At 38.7% G+C, this 25141-nt stretch carries 12 protein-coding genes and 2 pseudogenes; 7 read left to right on the top strand and 7 right to left on the bottom strand.

Translation table 11 applies throughout. The annotated features are described in order from the left end of the window. Both DLD82_RS07585 and DLD82_RS07580 read right to left on the bottom strand, forming a co-directional pair. Positions 1-894: hybrid sensor histidine kinase/response regulator (locus tag DLD82_RS07585; protein WP_109940498.1), on the bottom strand; the 894-nt coding region annotated here is incomplete at its 3' end. Next, positions 891-6797, bottom strand: coding sequence for an AAA family ATPase (locus DLD82_RS07580; RefSeq protein WP_109940497.1), 5907 nt, complete (start codon positions 6795-6797; stop codon positions 891-893). The genes DLD82_RS07585 and DLD82_RS07580, both read right to left, overlap by 4 nt. 1185 nt (positions 6798-7982) lie before the next feature. Between DLD82_RS07580 and DLD82_RS07575 the strand changes: the two genes are divergently transcribed. Further along, positions 7983-9095: an ABC transporter substrate-binding protein gene (locus DLD82_RS07575; protein WP_245920396.1), complete on the top strand. Its 1113-nt coding sequence runs from the start codon at positions 7983-7985 to the stop codon at positions 9093-9095. 125 nt (positions 9096-9220) lie between these two features. Here DLD82_RS07575 and DLD82_RS07570 read toward each other — a convergent pair whose 3' ends face one another. Continuing rightward, positions 9221-11233: a SpoIIE family protein phosphatase gene (locus DLD82_RS07570; protein ID WP_181391312.1), complete on the bottom strand. Its 2013-nt coding sequence runs from the start codon at positions 11231-11233 to the stop codon at positions 9221-9223. A 354-nt stretch (positions 11234-11587) separates the two neighbouring features. On the opposite strand from DLD82_RS07570, the gene DLD82_RS07565 reads away from it, so the two are divergent. Then, positions 11588-12763, top strand: coding sequence for an ATP-binding protein (locus DLD82_RS07565; protein WP_109940495.1), 1176 nt, complete (start codon positions 11588-11590; stop codon positions 12761-12763). Positions 12764-13227: 464 nt separating this feature from the next. Here DLD82_RS07565 and DLD82_RS07555 read toward each other — a convergent pair whose 3' ends face one another. The 4 genes from DLD82_RS07555 to DLD82_RS07540 all read right to left on the bottom strand — a co-directional run bounded on the left by DLD82_RS07555 (position 13228) and on the right by DLD82_RS07540 (position 15455). Next, on the bottom strand, positions 13228-14007 hold the full coding sequence (locus DLD82_RS07555; protein ID WP_146199727.1) for a hypothetical protein: 780 nt from the start codon (positions 14005-14007) through the stop codon (positions 13228-13230). A gap of 131 nt (positions 14008-14138) precedes the next feature. Then, a complete protein-coding gene (locus DLD82_RS07550) occupies positions 14139-14360 on the bottom strand; it encodes a hypothetical protein (RefSeq protein ID WP_109940492.1) in 222 nt (73 codons plus the stop codon). Then, positions 14347-14916 carry a hypothetical protein gene (locus tag DLD82_RS07545; RefSeq protein ID WP_109940491.1) on the bottom strand — a complete coding sequence of 190 codons (570 nt, stop codon included), beginning with the start codon at positions 14914-14916 and terminating at the stop codon, positions 14347-14349. Before DLD82_RS07545 ends, DLD82_RS07550 begins: the two co-directional genes overlap by 14 nt. Before the next feature lie 266 nt (positions 14917-15182). Further along, on the bottom strand, positions 15183-15455 hold the full coding sequence (locus DLD82_RS07540) for a hypothetical protein (RefSeq protein WP_109940490.1): 273 nt from the start codon (positions 15453-15455) through the stop codon (positions 15183-15185). Between the two features lie 245 nt (positions 15456-15700). Between DLD82_RS07540 and brxF the strand changes: the two genes are divergently transcribed. The 5 genes and pseudogenes from brxF (at position 15701) to DLD82_RS07515 (ending at position 25125) form a co-directional block, all read left to right on the top strand. Then, positions 15701-16171, top strand: a complete 471-nt coding sequence (gene brxF, locus DLD82_RS07535) for a BREX-3 system P-loop-containing protein BrxF (RefSeq protein WP_109940489.1) — start codon at positions 15701-15703, stop codon at positions 16169-16171. Positions 16172-16181: 10 nt separating this feature from the next. Continuing rightward, a pseudogene (locus DLD82_RS07530) lies at positions 16182-19874 on the top strand (DUF6079 family protein). 65 nt (positions 19875-19939) lie between these two features. Continuing rightward, positions 19940-22519 carry a DNA methyltransferase gene (locus tag DLD82_RS07520; RefSeq protein ID WP_109940486.1) on the top strand — a complete coding sequence of 860 codons (2580 nt, stop codon included), beginning with the start codon at positions 19940-19942 and terminating at the stop codon, positions 22517-22519. A gap of 155 nt (positions 22520-22674) precedes the next feature. Beyond that, a pseudogene (locus DLD82_RS19545) lies at positions 22675-22884 on the top strand (DNA methyltransferase); the annotation flags it as partial. A 57-nt stretch (positions 22885-22941) separates the two neighbouring features. After that, the gene (locus DLD82_RS07515) at positions 22942-25125 is read left to right on the top strand and encodes a DNA methyltransferase (RefSeq protein WP_245920395.1); all 2184 of its coding nucleotides are present in this window, start codon (positions 22942-22944) and stop codon (positions 25123-25125) included. Positions 25126-25141: the final 16 nt, after the last annotated feature.

The following is a 25141-nucleotide window of genomic DNA, read 5'->3' as shown; positions in this document are numbered from 1 at the left end:
GAGGAACTCACCAGCGCTTGTACAAATTTGTACGCATTTGCTGAGGGGGGTCCGGAATAGGAATTTCATTGCATTTGATAAAAGATTTATGTATACCTGCCTGATCAAATGAGAATCCCCTACCGTCGAAGGAATATCATCTATTGTTATATCCACTTCTCTACCGGGAAATACCTCTCGCATTTCACGGACAACAGAATGAACCAGGGAGTTCATATCAATATGGGAAAATTCAAGCGGTTTTCTGGACATCCGGGAAAATTTTAGAAGATCTTCGATGAGATTATCCATCATAATGATATTTTCATAGATTTTATCAAGAAAATAGGTATTACGCTCTGTATTTCCTGAAAGAAGATCCATAGAAAGAAGATGAGCATACCCATCCATAGCCCGGATTGGGTTTCGAAGATCATGAGAAACAGTATAGGTGAAAGCATCAAGATCCTGGATACGTTCCTCAAGTTCCTTCGCATATACAAGTGTTTGATTATGTAACCGATAGGAAGCGAGATGTGTCTTCACCCGGGCGAGGAGTTCTTCGGGGGAATATGGTTTGTTAAGAAAATCCACAGCTCCTGCTTCAAATCCAATTTTTTTATCATAAGGATCGGTCAGGGCTGAAAGAAAAATTACCGGAATACGTTTCCATCTTTCATCAGATTTCAGGAGTTTACAGGTTTCATATCCGTCCATACCAGGCAAGAGAATATCAAGAAGTATTATGTCCGGATTATTTATAATCAGCCGGTCAAACGCGGATTCTCCGGATGTAGCGATAAGAACCCTGAATCTGGCTTCTTCAAGAATGGACCTGATAAGATTTATCGAATCGTGAGAATCTTCAATTACCAGGACCGTCCCTTCATAATTTGAGTTTTTGTTATTACTCATACGATCCTCCCTGAAATTTCATTCAGATATGAGAGCATTGAAACTTCATCATAATTAGCTGCAAAAAATGAGAGTTTCTTACAAAAACCGGATAATCTTTTATCTGTTCTTTCAATCTCCTCTAATTTGGATTCCAGACTTTTGTAATCCCCGGAGATAACAAATTCACGAATTTCTTCAATAATTCCGGCTTTTGGTAAACTATGAATTATGGATATTAATTCACCGAAATTATCTGAATACTTAAGTGAATCTTTCAATTCCGGTTCGTATATCCATTCAATGTTTAGAAGATTTTTTATCGAATCAATTATCTGAACATAATTAACGGGTTTTTCAAAAAATATATCACATAAATTCACAAATTTATTTTTTAATTCTGTATCATACACCGTTGCAGATATCCCGATGACCTTGAAAGGAAGAATTTGAAAATACTGATAAAACCTTTCCAGTACTTCACATCCATCCATTCCTGGCATAACCAGATCCAAAAATATGAGAGATAAAAGTTCATCACCTCTTTTTTCAGTAACAAATTGTAAAGCATCTGCCCCGTTCTTTACATAATACACCTTAAATCCAAGAGGCTCCAAAAATGAGATTAACAATGAGGCATTATCTTCATTATCATCAACAATGAGGACTGATAAAATATCACCGTTATAACCGATAACATCTTTTGAAAAGTTGGTTTTTTCAATTTTCTGAACAATTGGAAGACGAACTTCAAAAATAAATTTAGTTCCAATATTCGGAACACTGGAAAAATCAATTTTTCCATCCATGAGTTCAACCAGTCTTTTCGTTATTGAAAGACCAAGACCGATTCCCTCACGGATTTTATTCTCATTATTCAATTGAGAAAAGGGAATAAATATCTCCTCATGTTTATCAGGAGGTATTCCAATTCCGGTGTCTTCAATTTCTGATAGTAACGTCTCTTTTTCCGGATCATATGAAACATTAAAGGTAACAATTCCCTCTTTAGTGAATTTTATTGCATTTATTAACAGATTTATCAATATCTGTTTTAATTTCTGTTCATCTCCAAGCACATATGGAGGAAATTCAGTCAAAGGAACATAACGTAGATTCAGTTTTTTCTCATTAGCCGTAATTTCAGACATTTCACAGACCTGATGAATAGTAGAAGAAAGGTTAAACGGATGTGATTCCAATTCCAGTTTATTCAGTTCAATCTTGCCAATATCAAGAAGATCAGTTATGAGTTTTAAAAGATGTGAACCACTATTAAATATCGTTTCCAATTGGTTTTGCTCTTTTTGGGTCAGATTCCTGGATTTTTGAAGTAACTGAGAAAAACCGATTATTGCATTCAAAGGAGTCCTTAATTCATGACTCATTGCAGAAAGAAATATACTCTTTGCCTTGTTTGCATTTTCTGCCTGAACTTTTGCGATTTGAAGTTCTCTGGTCCTTTCGGATACCAGTTCCTCCAGTTGATTCTGATATCTGACTAATTCAGCTTCAATCCTTTTCTTTTCATTTATTTCCTGTTCAAGATGACGAACAAGATGTATCTGTTCGTCATAATATCGGGCATTTTTCAATGAAATTATTGCTTGTGAAGCGAGAATCTCAATAACAGATACACGATCCCGGGTAAATGCTCCTTCTAAAAGATTATTTTCAAGATAGATAACCCCGGTAACATTATGTCCGGATACAAGAGGCATACAAAGAATAGATTTCAGGTTCAGATTCCGGATCTGTTTGGTATGGGAATATTGAGAATCACCTGATGCATCAGAGAGAATAATTGTCTCCTTTTTTCGTATGGCATTTTGTATCAATCCAATGGGTAATGAAACCGATTTGCTAAGTGGCATCCCCATCATGATTTCCAGATATCCTTTGTCAGGAATCAAGTCTGCTTCAACGGAAAAAATTGTACCCTGTTTCAATATAAGAACGCCCCTCTCAGCTCCTGCATTTTCTATTACCGTCTGCATGAGTGTCTTTACCAGTCGTTTCAGATCAATTTCATCAGATATCGCTTGTGAGGCCTTTAATACACTCAAAAAATCAAGATTGGTCTCGGTATAAGACACATTATCATTATCGGAAGTATAAAAACTAAAAATCTCTTTATACTTATCTTCCAACAAATGGACTTTCCCGAATGCCTCCCATCTGATACAGGCATTTCTTGCCCGATCAAGATAGTGCCCGGCGATGCTTTTCATACCCCGCTGAATCCAGAAATTGCCTGCCATTTCACATGCTAAAATTTCATCATTAATATACTGGTTTTCATATGCCCCTAATATCGCTTTTTCATAAAAAATCATGGCTGAATCAAAATCTCCACCTGATCTTGCAAGTTCTGCTTTAATCAGATAAACTTTATGCTGAAAATTCATCTTACATTTTTCAGCAACATTTTCAAGTTGGTTCAGATAGGATTGTATGGTTTCAAGAAGCTCTTCTTTTCGTTCCGGATGACTCTCACATGTCATAAGGGAACTGATGCAATAATAAAAAATAATCGGGGGATATCCAAAAGAACCTATAATTCCGGATATATACTTGATAGCTTCATCAGCATATACCTGGACATCCGGGTCATTCAAAAAAATAGCCTTTATCATTTTTATTGAATAATAGATGGAAATTCCATGATAAAATGAGAATTTGTGAGCTATTTCAAGCCATTTGGTTTCGTCAAGGATAGGCAATTCCGTGCAGGAATTATCATGTAGTAACTCTGAACATTCCCGGAAGCAATCTATTAAAAAAACAAGTAAATCCTGGTTAAGATTTGTAGTGATTAAATGGTTTTCTTTTGTAATCCGGATTATTTCTTCCAACGATTCTCCAGCCAGAAATGCCGAGGTTACCTGATGGAGAGCACTATAACCGATAAATGTATAATCACCGATTTCATAACCTTTGGAGATGGATCTGGCAAAACTTTTTACTATGTTCGAATAATGCTCAGCCCATGGCTGGATAAGAGATCCATATTTAAAATAAATAGCACTTTCAAACGCCTCTGCATTACAAACAGATATTAAATCTACCCCTTTTTTTCCGATTTCATATGCAGCAGTATAATTTTCACCAAAGAAATTCAGACTTCCTGCAAAAGAACAAAATGCAATCGGTGAAATGACTGATTTTCCAAGCTTGAGAGTGTTATAAACCTGAATTGAACTATTAATTGCATATTTTACAGGAAATTGAGCATATAATGGAAAACTTATTACTTCAATAATCTGAAGACCAGACAGGAAATTCCCTGATGTTAAATCAGGGAGATCATCAACCGCTTCAATGGTAATTTCATTCAACAGGTTTAAGGTATCTGAAAAAGATTTAGTAACATCTTCAGGGGTAGGATTTTCAGGGATTTCAAATCCAATTTCTTTCAAAGTCCGGGTGCCATAATTTATCGCTTCTAATAATTTTCCTGACAGACATAAATAATTCAGTTCATGAATAACCACGGGAATTTTTTCAGAAACAGACAGGACATGAGAATGGATACTTCTTACCAGTTCATTCATCAGATCGTACTTACCGGAAAGAAATGTAACTTCTGCTGCCCCAAAGTTAAGTTGCACCATCAGATCATAGTGTTTTTCCCATCCATTTGGGTCCAGACAGGATATTCCTTTTAAAAAAAAATCTCCCGCTTCCAGGTAGGCATTCGATTGCCTTGCCCTGGCTCCGGCAATTAGGCACAATCGGGCAAGCTGAATTCGGGATTCTAAAGAAGAATCATGACCAAATCCGAACACATAATGATGAGCGATAGCAAAAATAATATCTTTTGATTCATAATCCGGATGTAATTCTATGAGAATATTCGCTATTAGAAAATGAATTTTTTGCCTGGATTTATCATCAAGTAGTTCCTGAACAGCCTGATATATTCCATCATGTGCAAAAAAATATTCAGATCCGTTCCGATAAATGAAACCATTTTCTTCCAGATTTGTCAGTTCAAAAAAAATATTTGAGATATCCTCATTAGTGAGAACCCGGACAATTATTTCTGCAGTAAAGGATGAACCAATACAGGCTGCAACCGTTAGTATCCTGGTAGTATGAAATGACAATAGACTAATTCGTCGGATCATTAAGTCTACCACATTATCTGATACCGGTAATCTGGATATTTTTAGAAGGTCAAAATTCCATTCTCCGGATTCTGGATTGTAACCTATTTCTCCTTTTTCTACCAAAGATGTGATGATTTGCCTGATAATAAATATATTTCCACCAGATTTCAGATACAGAGTTTCAGAAACAGAAGTTGAGACATCATGAGAGCAATGAAAAATATCCAAGAGTAATGAAGAGATATCATCCGGACAGAGATCAGATAGATATATTCTTTGATTGGTGACTCCAAGTGATTCCATCACTTTTATTGTTTTTTGAAGTGGATGCATATCCTGAACTTCATTATCTCTATATGCCCCAATAATGAGGCATGAACGGGATTCTTTATCATTACATAAAGTCTGGAATAATTCTAATGATGACTCATCAATCCATTGAAGGTCATCCAGAAAAATCACAAGAGGATTCTCCGGGCCGGAAATTGCCCGGATAAATTTTTGAAAAATGTAGTTAAACCGGTTTCTTGTTTCTATTCCACCAAGGTCAGGAATGTCCGGTTGTGGTCCGATTAATAGTTCCAGAGAAGGAATGAGATCAGTCAGTACTTTTCCAACATTACCTACAGAGAATAATATCCTGGATTTCCACCATTCCACAGATTTATCTGAAAGAGAAAGAATTATGTCGACAAAATTATTGAATGCATCAATCCATGCAGAATAGGGTCCTGTAACGTTCTGCTCATAAAACTTTCCCTCAATAAATATCCCACCGGTCTGGGTGACAAGAGGTATTAGTTTATGAACAAGAGCAGTTTTACCAACACCAGATAAACCGGAGATAAAAAGAACTGTTAATCTTTTATCAGGTATTTTTCTGAAAAATGATTCAAGGAGTCGCAGATCTTTATCCCTTCCATAAAGATGGTCCGGAAAGACTACATCTCCAGCGATATCTTTCAATCCGGGTTTGAAAACTGAAATGGTTCCTTCTATCTCCCATGTTCGTAAACATTGCTGTAGATCATGTAATAGTCCCTTTGCCGTTTTATACCGAAGATCCGGGTTTTTTTCCAGTAAATGTAAAACAATGCTGGATATCGGGACAGGTATCTCGGGCCTTAACTGATGAACAGGGATGGGTGTACCTGCTATATGAAAATGAAGCAATTCGAGAGGATCATCAGCAACATATGGAAATCCACCGGTAAGCATCCGGTAAAACAGGATACCAACAGAATAAAGATCCGAACCAGGACAAATATTCATTGAAACCCTTCCGGTCTGTTCAGGAGGGAGGTACGAGAGGTTGCCTTCGATGATTCCAGGTGTTGGCTTTTGGTAAAGGCCGGATTTTATTTTTATTGCAATACCAAGATCAATAAGCCGGATATTGCCAGAATTATCCAGTAAAATGTTGGAACCATCCAGGTTTTTATGAATGATGTTTTCATCATGTAATGACACCAAAGCGCGGGTAATTTTAATCGCAAGTTCCAGAAATTCATTAACAATTAAAGATTTTCCCGAAATAAGAGAATCTATTGTATTTCCCTCAACATATTCCAGAATAAGAGCAGGTCTTTCACGAAAAAAAGTTTTACCAAGTCCTTTCCTTATTACCGGTGATTTTGATAAGGAAGTTACTGAGTATTCGTTTTCAAATTTTTTTACTACGTTTCGTGAAGGATTTTTCTCGGAAATAACTTTCAAAATAACTTTTGAATTGAGTTTGTCATGATGATAACAAAAGAGATGTGTTTCTTTTCCGGAGAAAAATAAAACAGGTACCTCTGATTCCTGTATCATATACTATACCCGACACTCTTGTATTGGAAATCTGAATGATATTACATAAAACCATATGAATTGATTTTTTTATTTAACCCTATAATTATAAATAAATAGATTTTTATAATGAGTATTTTCTGAATTTACCGTTAATTTATAAGAGATTATTACGTTTTAATTTTTGAGAGCAATTATTTCCTTCTTTTGTATCAGAAATGTAACAATACAGACAAATATCTTAAATTTTCGAAAATTAAGAACGTCAAGATGTTTATCTGAAATTAGTGTTAATGTCTGCCAGGGAACGGGTTTTATCCGGATGAAATACTTCATTAATAGTATTCAAAACTAACCAACAATCATTACAATTCAAATCGAAAATTTTTAAACATATAAAGCGCATTAAAATTGATTAAATATTGCCACACTATACACCTATTTTCCTCACAGGCTATCCACAACACACATTATGCCTCATTCCCCAACAAATTCAACAAATTTTTTGCACCTGATTTGATCTCATTTTAAAGTGGATGAAGGAATTCCAGCATCATGCTTAAAATAAAGGATCTCATTGGCTGCCATTTATCCAATGGGCGGTTTTCTCTCACAAATAGCGACCCCTTGACATACCCAGATCCTTGGAGTAATCGATTAATAAAACCTATTTTACGTATATTTTTTGAAATGAAAAACCACATGATAAATTATCCGTATTTTTATGAAATAACGATAATTTAAGAGATTTTTGATAAACAATGATACATGACAATAAGTGTTTTATTAATTCCCCCCCATTCATCTTTATTTTCATTTCGGTTCAGAGGAACGATGGACATTCTTATTCAGCGGTTATTGGTCAGTTAAGACCCAATGCTATTCAAATAACCTAAATATCAGTAAAATATGGTACCTGTAAAAGAATTTTCGAAATTTTTGGTATTAACCGGTGATTCTATTAGAAAACTTGTAATTTCCTTTATCCGGACCTCATTTATATGTGAGAGAAAAACTAACTTATCAGGACATTTGTGAAATGATGGGTGCTGCAATAATCAATTAGTTGCACAAAGATCATAACTGGAAAACGATAACCGGAAAAGAAGCCATAGAATTTGTTAAAAGAATATGATTAAATACTATTCTCAATTTTTTTCTATGAGGGTACCAGCAATTATTGTATATCCATGATAATTAATAGAGATGAAATTTTTCATTATCTCAATAGTTACCCTCATCGCTATTCTCACCGGATGTATGGTAACAGCAGATATTTCTGAAAACCTGGTGCAGACCGGGAATTTGAGCATTGATACTCCCAGCGTTCAGATACAAAATTCAGATGTTCCAATCGGGATTCTTGTGATGAAGAGCGGATTTGTTGCTGATATTGGAGAAGAATATTTACGGGCATTTGAATTGGCTCTGAATAACAGTCCTGATTCACCAATTCGCCCAATGATTATGGATGGAGGAAGTGAACCTACAAAGGCAATCTCCTCATGGAAAGAAATGAAAGAGAGCAAACCGGAAATACCAACTGTGATTACAGTTGCAAGTTGGACTTCGAATGTTGTCTATCCTGAAGCATCTGATATGGGTATTGTTCAAGTTGCACTTGGAAGTGCAGCAATAAACCAAAGTTCTTCTTCTGACAGACTGATCAGGTTTACACCAGGTGTTGCACAGGAATCCCCGGTCCTTGCATCATACCTCAATAAATTTGACCGGATAGCCGTCATTGGAGGAGATAATGACTATAGCAACGGATATTTCTCTACTCTTGATGCACTTCTTCCGGGAAAAATAATATTGAATATTCGATACAATCAGGACAGTGTAGAAACAACTCTGAACTATTCTGAAATAATTGAGAGTAACCCTGATGTTATCGTTCTTTTATCTGTTTCTGAAGGTGGAGAAGTTATCCGGCTATTACGTGAACATAATATTACTACCCCCTTTGTAGGAACCCGCGTCATTGAACGTAACTCACTCACGGAAATAAATTCTGCTGATGGACTTATATTCACCTCTCCGGCTTTAAATACATCTCACCCGTTTTTTAACCAGTATTTTGAGAAATATGGGGAGAACTCTACATTTTATGGGGCTGAAGGATATGATGCGATGTCAATGCTCTCATCCGCTGTATCTGAATGTGGAGATTCTTCAAAATGTCTGTATTCATGGTTTGAAAACCGGACCTACAACGGAACCCTGGGAAGAGTAGTGTTTGATGACATGGGAGTTGCTTCCTATCCGATAGCGATGAAGATTGTCAAAGACGGGAAATTTGAAGAATACCGGGAATAATTTCCGATTTTTTTATTTGCTCATAAAGAGATCAGACCCTTTGGAAAGAAAAAACCCTTCGCTCTTTTTCTCTCACCTGGAAATATTGGGACAATATTGAGAATCAGAATTCGGTTATCAAACCCTTATGTTCCTTTGATGATTAAGAGGGTGATATCATCAAACTGAGGTTCTGATTCGCTAAATATCTGCACCTCCTGTAATATTTTCTCCTTGATTTCCAATGCATTTAATGAGGCATATTTTTGGATGATATCTTTTAATCTACTCTCACCAAACATCTCATTACTGGAACTGAGTGATTCGGTAACACCGTCAGTATACAGCACGATGATATCATCCGGTCCGATATAGACTGATTGTTTTTCATAATTTTCATCATCTATTACACCTATTGCAATTCCTGTCATTAACAACTCTTCAAATATGCCGGATTGGGAACGGTAGACCAGCGGCGGGTTATGTCCCGCATTTACATAGGTCATGGTCTTATCCTTTTCGGATAAAATTCCATAAAAGAGGGTAACAAACATCCCGGCCTTGGAGTCCTGCGTAATTATCTTGTTTGCAGATATGATAGCTTTTGCAGGGTCTTGATACCACAGGGCATTTACCCGTACAACAATCCGGGATAAGGCCATGAATAAGGCTGCAGGGATTCCTTTTCCAGAAACATCAGCGATAAGAATTCCATAGGACCCTTCTTCCAGGGGTACCAGTTCCATTGGAATGACATCAAAAAAGTCTCCCCCAACTTCTTTTGCCATCACACTAATAGCAGCCACATCAAATCCTTTGATAACCGGAAGAGTATCAGGAAGGAAACTTTTCTGTATTTCTGATGCAATATCAAGTTCCGCTTTAGATCGAGCCAGTCTCTCTTCCATTCTTCTCCGGTCAGTAATATCCCGGATTGTCTCGATGGCACCTGTAATATTTCTATTCGAATCATACAAAGGACTGGCCTTTGCCCAGCAGAATATGGCATTATTTCCTGATCTTGGGAGATAGGTATCAACTACAAGGGTATCTCCTTCCTGCTCAATGTGAGAGTACTTACTCGTAAGTTCATCCTTTGGTCTGAATACGAGATCGGCAAGTATTGGACGCCGTTCTCCATAAAAGGGAAGTGCATATTCATAATTTCCTTTCCCTACCATTTCAGAAGCAGGTATTCCGGAAATTATTTCCATTGCATGATTCCATGCCTTCACAACTCCGTTGGTATCTATTACCACCGTTGCGTCGGGAAGGAAATTAATGATTTCAGCAAACTTTGCCCGGGCATTTTCAGATTCCAGTTCTGCCCGTTTTCTATCAGAAATATCCCTGATGCTCTCTATCGCACCGACAAGGTTTCCATCCTTGTCATAAAGGGGGCTGGCTTTGGCCCAAAAATAGGTCCCGTCTTTGCCAAAAGAAGGAATGAAGATATCTACGATAAGGGTGTCACCATCACGAATGATATGATTATAACGTCTTTCAACTTCTTCATCATGAAGGAGGATAAGGTTGGCAAGCATCGGTTTTCGTTCCCCATAGAATGGAAGGGCATATTCATAGTCACCTTTCCCAAGGATATCTGCACATTGTAAGCCGGTCACCTCTTCCATGGCCTTATTCCAGGCAATTACTTTCCCGTCAAGATCAATTACAAAGGTTGCATCCGGGAGAAAACTGATGATCTCTTCCAGTCTCCTGACCGTCTGCTTTGTCTCCTGCTCTCCTCTTATCCGGTCAGTTATGTCTCGAATTGTCTCAATAGCACCAACAATATTCCCCCCAGAATCATAAAGTGGACTGGCTTTGGCCCAGAAATAAGTCCCCTCTTTGCCAAAAGAAGGAATGAAGATATCTACAACGAGGGTATCACCATCACGAATGACATGATTATACCGTCTTTCAACCTCTTCATCCGGAAGGAGGATGAGATTGGCAAGCATTGGTTTTCGTTCGCCATAGAATGGGAGGGCATATTCATAGTCACCTTTTTCCAGGATCTGAGATGCTGGTACCCCTGTGATCCTTTCCATGGCCTTATTCCAGGCGATTACCTTCCCGTCAAGGTCGATTACAAAGGTTGCATCCGGGAGAAAGTTGATGATCTCTGTACAATATCCTTCTATTCTCGGTGCCATGTTTTCCCAAGTATGAGAATATGTCATGAGGAGGTATATGATACTGTGTCAAAATATCAACGAATCTATAACCTCGCTTTTTCTTCTTCTCCCGTTTTGTACGGTACTCCAATCTTGAAGAGATTATATTCAAATATAATGAGTAATGCCTTTCGTAACTCTCAATCCTCAATCGAGATTTACAGTTTATTGCTAGAATTCAGAATATAGTAGGAAAAAATATGTATTATCACAGACTATAATTGAAACCTGGACACATCTGTCAGGATTGCAATTGAACGACAGAATCCCTGGTGGCAGAACCAGAGTTTTCCAACAGGTATTCCCCGTTTATCACGATACCCTGACATTGATTTGTATCTTTCTTTACGTGAAGTACTGGTTCTTCTTGGAGCCAGGAGGACAGGTAAGTCAACTCTGTTATATCAAATAATTGCGGACATGATACAAAAGACGGTCCAACCAAAATCAATATTGTACCTGAATCTTGATGAACCAATTCTTAATGCACATGCACAAGAACCCGGCTTTTTGATGGATATTATCGAGCGATACAGAATTGAGCATCACGGTCTTTCCTGTGTCTGCATGGATGAAGTTCAACTCTGTCCACATTGGGCTTCTACTGTGAAAATTATCTATGATACTATACCGGACATAAAATTAATTGCAACCGGTTCAACTTCCCAGGTAATCGAGCATGAAATGAGTCTTCGTCTATCAGGAAGATATCTCCCGGTTCGTATCTATCCATTAAATTTTTCCGAATTTCTCACATTTATTGGAAAAGAGAATCCCTCAACGGTAGAAAAAAATGTTCTTATGATGCAATTTTTAAGATATGGGGGTTTTCCAAGGATAGTACTTGAAGAGAATGAAAAAGTAAAGGATGTCCTGTTACGCCAATACTACGAAACAATTTATCTTAAAGATATTCTCATACCCCGGACCATCCGGTCCACTCAGGGTCTCATTTCATTACTGTACATATGCCTTTCACAGGTTGGGAATTTGGTATCATTTCACAGACTTGCTGGATCACTAAAGATTTCTGCCGATACCGTGAAGGAGTATATCGGTTATGCAGAGGATGCATATCTTTTACACCTGATTCGAAAATTTGATTATTCTGCCCAGAATCAGCAGAGTCATGCGAAAAAGGTATATTGTGCTGATACCGGGCTTATGAATGCAGTTGCATATGCATTTTCGGATAATATCGAACATATAATGGAAAATCTCGTATGCACAACTCTTATTCAAAGGGGGAACACTCTATGGTATCATAAGGATCGGTATGAATGTGATTTTGTTGTCACTCAGAATGGAGAGCCTATTCAGGTGATCCAGGTTTGTGCATCTCTGCAAAAAGATGAAACCCGAAAACGAGAGATCCGGGGCCTTATTGAAGCCATTAAAAAGTATAACCTCTCTGAAGGGATTATTATTACTCTGGAAGAAGAAGGTATTGAGATGGTGAGTGGTGTTCAGATTCGGTATGTTTGTCTGGCTGACTGGGTTTTACATTGATCGGGGATGAAGGTTGATTGATAGGAATGAAGAGGGTATGATCAATATCAATTCATTATTCCCCATCTGATTCCACGGATTACCGAATTATTCACATGAGTTTTCACGATGACCATGAATGTCAGAGTATCAAAGGCTACATTATGCTATAGTGGGAGACCAGTAATTGGGGTGACTTAATAATACTCTCAAATCTACAAATCACGGCACATACGTATCACAACGCTTAAAATATCCCGGTTTCGAAAACCGGTCAGACTATTTTCAGGAAGAGACCCTCCCAATGATCGAGAGTGCTCCGGGCACAAGGTCACCGGATTCTCCTCCTCCCCCCTATGCAAAGCATCGTGTTCCTTGCTCATGGTATGAATAACATCAGAAAAATCGAAGTATTCCAAAAATGCCGTCATAACACTATTCCTTTTCGGTATCAGGATGTGAAAAATGGAAAAAATTGTCCGAAATTAAGTGGACTTTAGAATCGCCGGACCAGGGCCCATAACAGGAGCTGGGGCCAGGATGTTGATTGACGCATTCCAAGGCTTTGGATTTTCTTTTGCATATACGCTCAGGTAATAGGTACCTGATTCCGCAATATCGAAGAGCCTGATTTTACCAGGGGAAGAATAATCGTAGACATCACCAAATCCAGGCTGGACGTAGGTGTTGTTCGCATCCATAAGGTAACTCCCGTTAGAGAACATGAGGTCATACACCGGTGATGCTTCCCCGGCCTCTTCTCTCTGGAAGATATAATGTCCCTTCTCCAGATAAAATGCCGGTGAAACCGCGGTTCCGGAACCAGACAGGTTTACAGGAGGCTGAAGGGAAGGATTCATTTCCATCCGGCTCACCTGTGCTGTCCAGATACCAGAGCCGGATATATTGAACGTACATTCATCTTTTTCCGGGATTCCATATGCATGACTGCCTTGAAAGGGACTGGTTATTTCTCTAATTGAAGGCTCTAACCAGCAGTGTTTACATTTCGGATCGAATGACATTCTCTGGGGGCCTTCAGCCTGAAACGAAACGAGGATAACCCCGGGATCGAGCATTAAGCTTGTACTTGGGTGATCATTTGATAATGTGGCAAGAGGCTGAACCGTTCCTGGATCCGGATCCTGTGTGGCAGCTGCGGAAGATGATGGAGTATTATTAGACAGTATAGTGGTCTCCTGAACACTGCCACAGGTAGAAATACTAAGCACCATTATCAGCAAAACAAGATGGAATATTTTCATCGATAAACCTTCAATGAGATAGAGGTCTCTTTTCATGGGTATTTAAGGTTATGTCATTCCGAAGAATCATAAGTGAGAAGCATTTCTGAATTATCCCCACTGATCCATAAAAAGGGTAGTACTCATTGTTTTCAGGTAGATATCTTCCCGATTATCCAGAGTGCTCCGGCTGCAAGGTCAGGAGGGGTATAATCCTCCTCCTCACCGTGCAGAGCACCGAGCACCTCGCTGGCAAATATAAGCGATTCATATGCCAGGCTGCGGTACTTCATCCAGGTCATCAGGAGCCCGATGCCATTCAGAACGGCTGCTCCGGTTGAGACCAGGGCCAGAACGAGACTACCATCCATCATACTCACCTCCTCCCAGGGCAACCACTTCAGAGACCTGCATCGGACCGGCGGCATAGGTCCGGCTGTTCTCTGTGGTATTGTTACTCCGGGTTTCTGTTGAGAGAGACATCTGGCCGGTCCCGTTGATCAGAGTCCGGGACCGGGTTCCCTCTTCCCCGACCTGTTTGGTCGAGATGATCTGTCCGTTCTGCATCAGGCCGGAAGAAGCCAATTCTTCGGATCGCCTCTCCTCATTCTTCACTCCCATGAAGGAACAGAGGAACGAAGAGACATCCGGTATCCGGTAGTTTCCGGCATACTCATCATACCCGATCGCCCCCGAACCGTTCACCCGGATGGTGGAGAGAGCCGGTCCGGTGAACCGGAGATCCCGGGAAAGGACCGCCCGGTCATCTGTGAAGAGATGCTGACTGTACGATTGGTTCAGCCAGATGAATGATCCGGACAACAAAGCTGCTCCATCACAACTGATGGAGGTTGATATCATATCAGCCTGAGAGAACTGCCATCCGATAAAGAGGCAGATCGCTCCGGCTATTACGTAGTACCAATTCATTCCCGTACCTCGGAAAGGGAATAACGGGGAGATTATTATGTTTATGCGAGTGCAGTTATATTCGCAACAAGGTCATGCCCGATCCGGATGGCATCAGTCTCATAGGATGAGAGGGTAATGAAGTCACGGGAAAATCAGACCGAGTAGAGCTCACCATTGGAGTGATGACACATGGGTGCAGCTGAAAAAGCCCTGTGGGCGGTCATGAGAAGGAGTGCCCCTAATTAGCGGTATTCAGGGCGATGTTGTCGATGATCATGTTGACATCAGTGATAAGCTGACGGTGTCGGAGCCTTGATGCTGATGGTCCCGACGGTCTTGGCCTCGTTATTCTCGTAGATGACCCGGCCGGTATAGGACTCGGATGCCTTGGAAACACCTGGAAGGGTGACTCCGGCCTGTTCATAGGACGTACATCCCCATGGGTTATTGGTCAGGATGTCGTCGATAATTGAGGTGAAGGCTGCCATGCTGTCTATGGGAGCTGCAAGCTCCCTGACTGCTGTCTTCACCGTTGCAGTCTGTGTGAAATCTGCCATGTTCGATTGACCCATGCCGTGATCTCTCACGGCTGAATAGAAATTGGCGGGAGTATATAAATGGATGAACAGGGATCTGAAACTGGGGGAGGAGAGTGGAGAGATCGATGAATGGAGCGACAGAAGCGACAATTGAGAGTAATTCCTTTAACTGATTCTTTAAAGGGATAAAGATCAAGAATTTTGTAACTGCACCAGTTTAAAAAAGAAATTCATATTTGGTTTAAAAATCAAAACTATTTTATATGGACTTACAAGTCCTCAGAGATTTTGAAAATAATAATACTGGATTGTTCTGTTTAATAGGCCCATCAGGTTCAGGCAAAACTTCTCTTCTTAAAGAAATTTCTGCAAGTATTAATTGTAAGATCATTAATCTTAATCGATTCATTTCTGAAAAGATATATACCGATGAACTAAACCCAGATTCACAAAATATAGATCTATTTCTCCGAAATCATGCTCGGAAAGAGTGGAATAATACAATTTGTTTGGACAATACTGAAGTGGTTTTTTCTAAACCCTTTAACGATTTACTACCTTTTTCAATGTTTTCGAGTATTAGTAAAAATATGAAAATAATCATGACTGTTTCAGCACGAATTCAAGGTGATCTCATTTATTTTGGAGATACTGGCCATGTAGATTATAAAAAAATCAGCAGAAAAGACATTGATGCACAAATTTTCTCATTAGATACAGAACGGTGGATTTAGGGGGGATTCTATGAAGTATAAGGATATTGTCCAATTCGATTCAATTGAAGGAACGATTCAGTTAAGAGATGCTGATGAACTGGCAGGTGCCGAGAGGCTAGTAAAAACTTTTGTGATATCTCAAGGAATGGCCGAAAAACTGGTGGGTCAAATCATACCACAATTAAGTTTAACTACGACAATAGATCGAAAAGGCCTGTTTATTGTGGGTAATTACGGGACAGGTAAATCTCATATGATGTCTGTCCTTACGAGTGTACTTGAGTATCCTAATATTTACAAATATATTACAAATGAAAGGGTCCGAAATGAAATTGAACCATTATCGGGAAAGTATAAAGTAATCAGGACAGAAATCGGGGCAGTAAAAAGACCAATTCGAGATATTTTTTGCAGTGTTCTGGAAACAGAACTAGAGAAAATAGGAGTCAATTACAAATTTCCAGCTGCCGATGAGACAAAAAAAGCGAATAATAAAGATGATCTCATAGCCATGATGGGAGCATTTCAGGTAAAATATCCCGATACTGGATTGATATTTGCTATTGATGAAATGCTTGAATATCTTCGTCAAAGACCTGAATTGGATCTCATATATGATTTAATATTTTTGAGGGAATTAGGAGAATCCTGTAAATATTCTCATTTTAGATTTTTAGCAGGCATTCAAGAGAGTTTATTTGAATCTCCCAGATTTCAATTTGCTGCAGATACTCTTCGAAGGGTAAAGGATCGGTATGAGCAGATACGGATAATGAAAGAAGACATCAGTTATGTTGTCTCCGAACGATTGCTTAAAAAGGATGATAAACAAAAAGCAATTGTCCGTGAACATCTTTCTCAGTATTCCTCATTATACTCCCAAATGGCTGAGCGCATGGAGGAATTTGTTTCACTATATCCAATTCATCCATCATATATTGAGACCCTGGAGCTTTTGTTCATCGTAGAAAATAGACATATTTTGCAGTCAATTAGTAAAGATCTCACAGGCCTCATGGAGGAGAAAGTGCCTCAGGATGCTCCAGGTCTTATCTCTTTTGATCGGTATTGGAATGTAATGAAACAGGATGTTTCATTATTATCTGATCCTAATGTTCGTGATGTCATAGAAAAGGGAACAGTTCTTGAAAATCTCATTTCCCGTTCATTTCCTAAACCACAGTATAAAGAGGCAGCACTTCGGATCATTCATGGGCTCTTGGTTGCAAGGCTTCAAACAATCGATGTTGACAAACCAACAGGTCTGACTTCTGAACAAATCAAGGATGAACTATGTATTTTTCTGAAAAGTTTACCCGAAAAAGAATCACAATTTCTCCTTACGACTGTTGAATCAATCATAAAAGACATCGTTACGACTGTTTCTGGGAAATTTATCTCAAAGAATGAAGAAAGTAAGCAATACTATATCGATTTAAAAAAGAGTATTGATATTGAGCGGCTCATTGAGGAGAAAGGTGATGGTCTCAATGATGATCAACTGGACAAATACTATTTTGAAGCTCTCACCCGTTTGATGGATAGACCAGATACAACCTATGTAAGTGGATATCGTATCTGGGAACATGAACTCATATGGAGAGACCGTAATGTGGGTAGGATGGGATACCTCTTCTTTGGAGCTCCTAATGAGAGATCCACAGCCCAACCACCCAGAGATTTCTATCTTTATTTCATTCAGCCTTTTGATCCTCCAGTGTTTAATGATGAACATAAACCTGATGAAATCTTCTTTAGGCTCATTAAAAAAGATGATGCATTCATTGATGCACTTCGGAAATATGGTGGTGCCAGAGAGATGTCTGCTATTACAAATGTAAAAGACAGACAAGATTATGATAGGAAGGCTCAAGGATATCTCAAGGATATTGTCCAATGGCTTAGTGCCAATATGGGTCATTCACTTGAAGTAACTTATCAAAGTCAAACAAAGAAACTGGTTGAATGGAGTAAGGAATCAACTATTCCTCTGGGCCCAGAGGTTCATCGTGCGATAAATGAAATCGCTTCTTATTGTGTATCTCCCCATTTCAATGATATATCTCCTGATTATCCTAAATTCTCAGTAACTATCACCTCGACAAACCGACATGATATGGTAATAGATGCCTTATCCTGGATAAAAGGAAGGACAACGAAATCAGGATCACAGGTATTAGCGGGACTAGAGTTAATGACTGAAGGAGTCTTAACTCCAGAAAAATCTCGATATTCACAATACATTCTCACTACTCTTTCTGAAAAACAAGGTCAAGTAATAAACCGTCAGGATCTGATAGGGTTATTCAATGGTGTTGAATATGATAAGAAATTCAGGATAGAGCCTGAATTGTTTATGGTTGTCTTATCAGCACTCGTTTGGAGAGGTTCCATTGTAATTTCATATGTGCAAGGAAAAATCGATGCCAGTAATGTCGATACAATGGCAAAAATGGCTGGAGATGACCTTATTGCCTTTAAACATCTTGAACCTCCAAAAACGACTCCAATCGAATTATTAGAATATCTTTTTACAACCATTGGTCTTCGACCTGGAGAAATTTCAAATCCAGCGACACAGGAAAGTGCAGTTGAATCACTGCAAAGGAAGGTAGAACAAGAAGCGAAAAACATTGCAGTAGCTCTTGATCAACTTAATAAACGTGTCTCTATTCTATCTGAACCTCTTCCTTCAGATGAAGTGATGTCTTCACTCATTATTGAATTAAAACAAGGGAAAGAACTTCTTGAATCACTCCGCAGATTTAATAGTGTGGGTAAATTAAAAAATTTCAATCTTTCCCGTGATGATGTTGATCTCATAAAAAAATGTATCACCTCGCTACAGATTATTTCAGAATACTCCCGATTAATCAACGAGTTAAATCCGATTACCTCATATATTCAGCAAGTAAGTATCATCCTTCCAACACTGGAAGGAGAAGAGATCAGAAAAGAAATCGATAACGCAAGATCGAAGATTCGCAGCTGGACTACTCCCCCCTCTTCTGAAGAGATTCGTACTATGAAAACGGATCTTGAGAAAGTAAAAACTCAATATGCAAATAGGTATTTTACTCTTCACAATCGGGCTCGTCTCGGAGTTTCAGAAGACGCAGAGAAGAAGAAACTTCTGAATGATCCTCGTCTTAAGGCCCTTCAACAGCTTGCCAACACAGGCATGAATAATCCTCTATTGCCTGTATTTACCAATAAATTAACTCATACATTCAAAACGTGTTTCAATTAAACTCAGGATGATCTATTATCTTCTCCGATTTGTCCTCACTGTCATTTTAAGCCATCAGAAGAACAGATCCTCGGATCGGTTCGGGAAGAGATCTATGAATTGGATGATGAATTAGACGGAATGTACAAAGAAGTTACTCACCGTCTTATTGAGGATCTTTCAGATCCCATGGTACAAGAGACGCTGAGTCTGATGGATAAAGAACATCGGAATACTGTTGAACTATTTATTAATGAAGGTGCTCTCCCCGATCCAATATCTATGGAATTTGTTCAATCAGTGAAAGAAGCAATTGCTGGATTAACCCGGGTTGTAATTTTCGAAGAAGACTTAATTAAATCATTAAGCGGCTCAGGGGCTCCGATTCCAAAAGAAGAATTTGATAAAAGATTTGTCCAATTTATGAAAGATAAAACAAATGGTCTTGATTTGAAAAAAATACGTGTAGTTTTAGAGAAAAAATCCCCGTAAGTAGATATTCAGGGTGACACTGTAACTACATTTCTCCTATAATTTCATGTGAATTAGTGACAATAATGCAGAAAAAATTAGAATTTTCAGATTCATTACTTACTGAATTAAAAGGGATTGAAGGATTCCCTGATGGAAATGATGAAAATATAATATTTCTATCAGATCCTCCAGTATTTACAGCGTGTCCTAATCCCTGGATATCCGAATTCATATCATCAGGAATTAAGGAATTTGGGACCACTCATGATTATGATCAGACTCCATATACTGCAGATGTTTCGGAGGGAAAAAATGATCCTATCTATAATGTCCATTCCTATCACACGAAAGTTCCACATAAAGCAATAATGAGATATCTTCTCCATTATACCAGTCCTGGAGATATTGTTCTTGATGGTTTTTGTGGGACCGGAATGACCGGGGTGGCTTCGTATATGTGTGGACACCCTGATAACGATTTTAAAAAACTCATTGAGAAGGAAAATAGTATCGTTGAATGGGGAGTTCGAAAAGCAATATTATCTGATCTTTCACCTGCTGCTACATTTATTGCATATGGCTATAATAATCCAATTAAAAAATCGCAATTATTTACAGATGCTTCAGGAATCGCTCTGGAAGTAGAGAAAGAATGTGGGTGGCTTTTTGAAACATACCACGTAATTGAAGGCAACCAACAATATCAAACAGATATCCAAGGAGAAAAAGTTCCAATCATCGGAAAAATCAATTATATCATCTGGAGCGACGTTTTTATTTGTCCTTCGTGTATGAAAGATATAATCTTCTGGGATATTGCAATAAAGCCAGACGGTACATTTCATAATGATCTTTCCTGTCCTTTTTGTGAGGCAATAATTGAAAAGAAGGATATGGAGCGGGTCAGAGAATCGGTGTACGATGATTCCTTGCAGCAGACAGTAACCCGAGCAAAACAAGTACCCGTTAAAATAAACTATTCAATAACCGATTCGAAAGGGAAAATAACCAGATATAACAAGGCACCTGATGGACATGATTTAGACATTATTCAACGTATTTTATCAGAACACATTCCCTACTGGTATCCAACCCGATTGATGCATGAAGGGGAACTTCGAAAACATCCTGAACGAACACATGGGATTACTCACGTTCATCAATATTATACCAAAAGGAACCTTTGGATCTTTGCAGCCCTCTTTCATCGTGCAAAACAGCTAGACCATAAAGCATTATTGTTTATCTTATCCTCCATTCATCTTCATATTAATCGGATGAGAATCTATCAACCGGTAAAACCGGGTGGAACCCCAAAACTTCAGGGAACCTTTTTCATCCCTACTATTTCTGTAGAGGTATCTCCTCTCGATGTGTTTCCAAGGAAGCTCAGAGATATTGGAAATATGTATGAAATGATGGATCCAGAACATCATGCCTGCATTTCAACAGGATCTTCAGGAGACCTTCGTCTGATCCCTTCAGAATCGATTGACTACATTTTTATTGATCCTCCTTTTGGTGGGAACCTGCAGTACGCTGAATTAAATTATCTCTGGGAATCATGGCTTGGAGTTACTACAAATGATGAACCTGAGGCTATCATCACCAAATTTCGCCAGAAAGGTCTCTCAGAATATCAGACTCTCATGGAATCATGTTTCAGAGAATTTTACCGGGTATTAAAACCTGGCAGATGGATGACAGTAGAGTTTCATAACTCTAAAAATTCGGTGTGGATGGCAATTCAGGAAGGCTTAATGAAAGCCGGTTTTGTTGTTGCCGATGTCCGTGTACTCGATAAGAAACAGGGAACATTTTACCAAAAGAATACGCCTGGTGCTGTCAAGCAGGATCTTATCATCACATCATATAAGCCAGAACACGATCTTGAAACACATGCCCATCTTGCTAGTTCTGATGAATCCACGGTCTGGGAGTTTATTCATCAACATTTGGGGCGTCTTCCCATTGTGGATGGGACGGGGGGGATTATCCGGATTATTGAGGAGAGGAAGGGGTATTTGCTCTTTGACCGGATGGTTGCATTTTTTGTGCAGAGGGGTGCACAAATACCAATTTCATCAGGAGATTTTTATGCCGGCCTGAAACAGCGGTACCCTGAGCGGGATGGTATGTATTTCCTTGATGAACAGGTGGCCACGTATGATAAGCAGCGGATTAAAGTTGATCGAATCGAACAGACGGTTCTTTTTGTCCATGATGAACGATCTACCGTTCAATGGCTTACCCATCTTCTTTCCGATAAACAGATGACTTATCAGGAGATTCAACCTCTGTTTCTCAGGGTATTACATCTAGATAAATTTGAGAAATTGCCTGAATTAGCAGACATTCTTGAACAATATTTCCTCAAGACAGATGAAGAGAGATGGTATACTCCCGACCCTTCACGCCTTTCGGACCTGGAGAAGATACGGGAACGTGCTCTTCTGAGAGAGTTTGATACGTATCGGACCGGAAAGGGAAGGCTCAAACTATTCAGAACAGAAGCAATAAGGGCCGGATTTAGAAAAGCCTGGACAAAACAGGATTATCAGACAATTATCCTGATAGGACAACGACTTCCAGAGAATATTCTCCAGGAAGATGATCAATTGCTCATGTACTATGATAATTCTATGACCCGGGGTGGATCGTGAAAGATAAGAAAGAGTATGTTTTGACAAAAGAGATTCTGGATTCTCTTCGATCAATAGATGGATTTCCCATTGGAAAAGACGAGGATATTATCGCTCTTTCTGATCCACCGTTTTATACCGCCTGCCCGAATCCCTGGATTGGAGAATTTATCGAGATGTATGGGACACCCTATGATCCCAATGATGGTTACAACCGAGAACCATTTTCTGCTGATGTTTCAGAAGGCAAGAATGATCCGATATACATGGCTCATTCCTATCACACAAAGGTACCTCATAAAGCGATAATGCGATATATCCTTCACTATACCAAACCAGGGGATATTGTTTTTGATGGATTTTGTGGGACCGGAATGACCGGGGTGGCTGCCCAGATGTGTGGTTGTCCGGATCCAGAATTTAAAGAGAAGATTGAAAAGGAAATGCCTGAAGTTGAATGGGGGGCACGAAGAGCAATTCTTTGTGATCTTTCTCCGGCTGCAACTTTTATCGCATATAATTATAATAATCCAGTTGATTCTGATGAATTCGAGCGAGAAGCAAAACGAATATTAGAGGAGGTTAAGGCTGAATGTGGATGGATGTATGAAACAAACCATTTATTAGAAGATAATGATATTTTAAATACAGAAAGTAATAGAGAAATTATTACCGGAAAAATAGAATATGTTGTTTGGAGTGATGCATATTATTGTCCATCCTGTTCTAACGAATTTATATATTGGGATTCTGCAGTTGATTTTAAACATTCAGAGGTAAAGAAAGAGTTTAATTGTTCTATTTGCGGTTCAATAATAAAAAAAGCTGAATTTGATAAGGTATTGACAACAACTTTTGATCATTCTTTAAATGAGGTAATTAATTACCCGAAAAGAGTGCCTGTAAGAATTGTATATTCTGTTAAGTATCGTAATAAAATAAAAAAAATTATTAAGGAACCTGATGAAAATGACATTTCATTACTAAATAAAATAGATTCACTTTCAATTCCATATTTTCATCCCACTATTCCTATATTATTCAAAGAAGAGAATTGGGGAGATATTTGGAGAAAAGGAACACATTTAGGTTTAACAAGAGTTCATCATTTCTATACAAAAAGAAACCTTTTCATAATATCAGCATTTTTAGCAAAAATAGATAAAATTGACAATAAAGGCCTAAAAAATTCAATTAAGTGTATACTTACCAGTTTTATACAGCGAAATGGATATATTGGAAATAGATTCGTAATTAACGAACATAACCCTAATGGGAGAATAAATGGACCGCTTTTAGGCACGTTATATATACCTGCATTGATGTGTGAACAAAATATTTTAGAATTATTTCAGAGTAAATTTTTAGATATTTTGAATATTCATCGTCGAAAACAAAATTCTGATGTGATAATTCAAACATCCTCTAATAGTAAATTAAATATCATCGAGAATACTGTTGATTATATATTCACAGATCCTCCATTTGGGGCAAATATAATGTATTCCGAAGTGAATTTTTTGTGGGAATCTTGGCTAAAAGTGTTTACTAATCAAAAAACCGAAGCGATAATTAACAAAACACAAGAAAAGTCAATTGACGACTATAAAGAATTAATGAAATCTTGTTTTTCTAAAAATTTTTTTATATTAAAACCTAATCGTTGGATCACTATCGAATTTCATAATTCATCAAATAATGTGTGGATTGCGATACAGGAAGCAATGCAAAAAAGTGGTTTTATTATCGCTGATGTTAGAATTTTAGACAAGAAAAGCGGAACAATAAAACAATCATCAACTTTAGGGGCCGTTAAACAAGATCTTATCATATCCGCCTACAAACCCTCTACAGTTCTCGAACAAACATTCACCTTAACTGCCGGTACTGAAGAAGGAGTCTGGACATTTATCGATGAACATCTTAAACATCTCCCTGTGGTTGTTGAAAAAGAAGGTATCATCGAAACGATAGCAGAGCGCCAAAACTATCTTCTGTTTGACCGGATGGTCGCCTTCCATGTCCAGCGTGGTATCACCGTGCCTATTTCTTCTGCCGAATTCTATGCTGGTCTTGCCCAGAGATACCCGGAGCGGGATACTATGTATTTCCTCCCCGAACAGGTTGAGGGGTATGATTCAGCGAGATTACAGGCACATGATGTGGGACAACTTTCGATATTTGTCCATGATGAGCGAAGTGCGGTTCAGTGGCTCAGGCAGGAGCTTGCAACTCCACAGACCTATCAGGAGATTCAGCCAGCCTTTTTAAGGCAACTACATCAGGATTCCCATGAGGCTCTTCCAGAATTATCTGATGTTCTTGAAGAGAATTTCCTTAAAGATGACCAGGGAAAATGGTATGTTCCAAATCCATCAAAGACATCTGACCTTGAAAAAATACGTGAACGCTCGCTCCTTCGGGAGTTTGGAACGTATGTTCAGGGTAAAGGAAAATTGAAACTCTTCAGGAGTGAGGCTGTCAGGGCCGGATTTGCAAAGGCATGGAAGGAGCGGGATTACGGGACTATTGTTTCGGTTGGAAAACGACTCCCGCCAAAGGTTCTCCAGGAAGATGATCAGTTATTGATGTACTTCGATAATGCGGTAATGAGAGGGGGAGAATGAGAGCGAGTAGAATTAT

This window comes from Methanospirillum stamsii, assembly GCF_003173335.1.
GTDB classification, from domain to species: Archaea; Halobacteriota; Methanomicrobia; order Methanomicrobiales; family Methanospirillaceae; genus Methanospirillum; species Methanospirillum stamsii.
This window is presented reverse-complemented; position numbering and strand designations above follow the sequence as displayed.

Coding starts and splice junctions, on each gene's coding strand:
- DLD82_RS07555 (WP_146199727.1), bottom strand. CDS start 14,007: ATGAAAATATTCCATCTTGTTTTGCTGATAATGGTGCTTAGTATTTCT.
- DLD82_RS07575 (WP_245920396.1), top strand. CDS start 7,983: ATGAAATTTTTCATTATCTCAATAGTTACCCTCATCGCTATTCTCACC.
- DLD82_RS07580 (WP_109940497.1), bottom strand. CDS start 6,797: ATGATACAGGAATCAGAGGTACCTGTTTTATTTTTCTCCGGAAAAGAA.
- DLD82_RS07520 (WP_109940486.1), top strand. CDS start 19,940: ATGCAGAAAAAATTAGAATTTTCAGATTCATTACTTACTGAATTAAAA.
- DLD82_RS07570 (WP_181391312.1), bottom strand. CDS start 11,233: ATGGCACCGAGAATAGAAGGATATTGTACAGAGATCATCAACTTTCTC.
- brxF (WP_109940489.1), top strand. CDS start 15,701: ATGGACTTACAAGTCCTCAGAGATTTTGAAAATAATAATACTGGATTG.
- DLD82_RS07545 (WP_109940491.1), bottom strand. CDS start 14,916: ATGAATTGGTACTACGTAATAGCCGGAGCGATCTGCCTCTTTATCGGA.
- DLD82_RS07540 (WP_109940490.1), bottom strand. CDS start 15,455: ATGGCAGATTTCACACAGACTGCAACGGTGAAGACAGCAGTCAGGGAG.
- DLD82_RS07550 (WP_109940492.1), bottom strand. CDS start 14,360: ATGATGGATGGTAGTCTCGTTCTGGCCCTGGTCTCAACCGGAGCAGCC.
- DLD82_RS07515 (WP_245920395.1), top strand. CDS start 22,942: ATGCCTGAAGTTGAATGGGGGGCACGAAGAGCAATTCTTTGTGATCTT.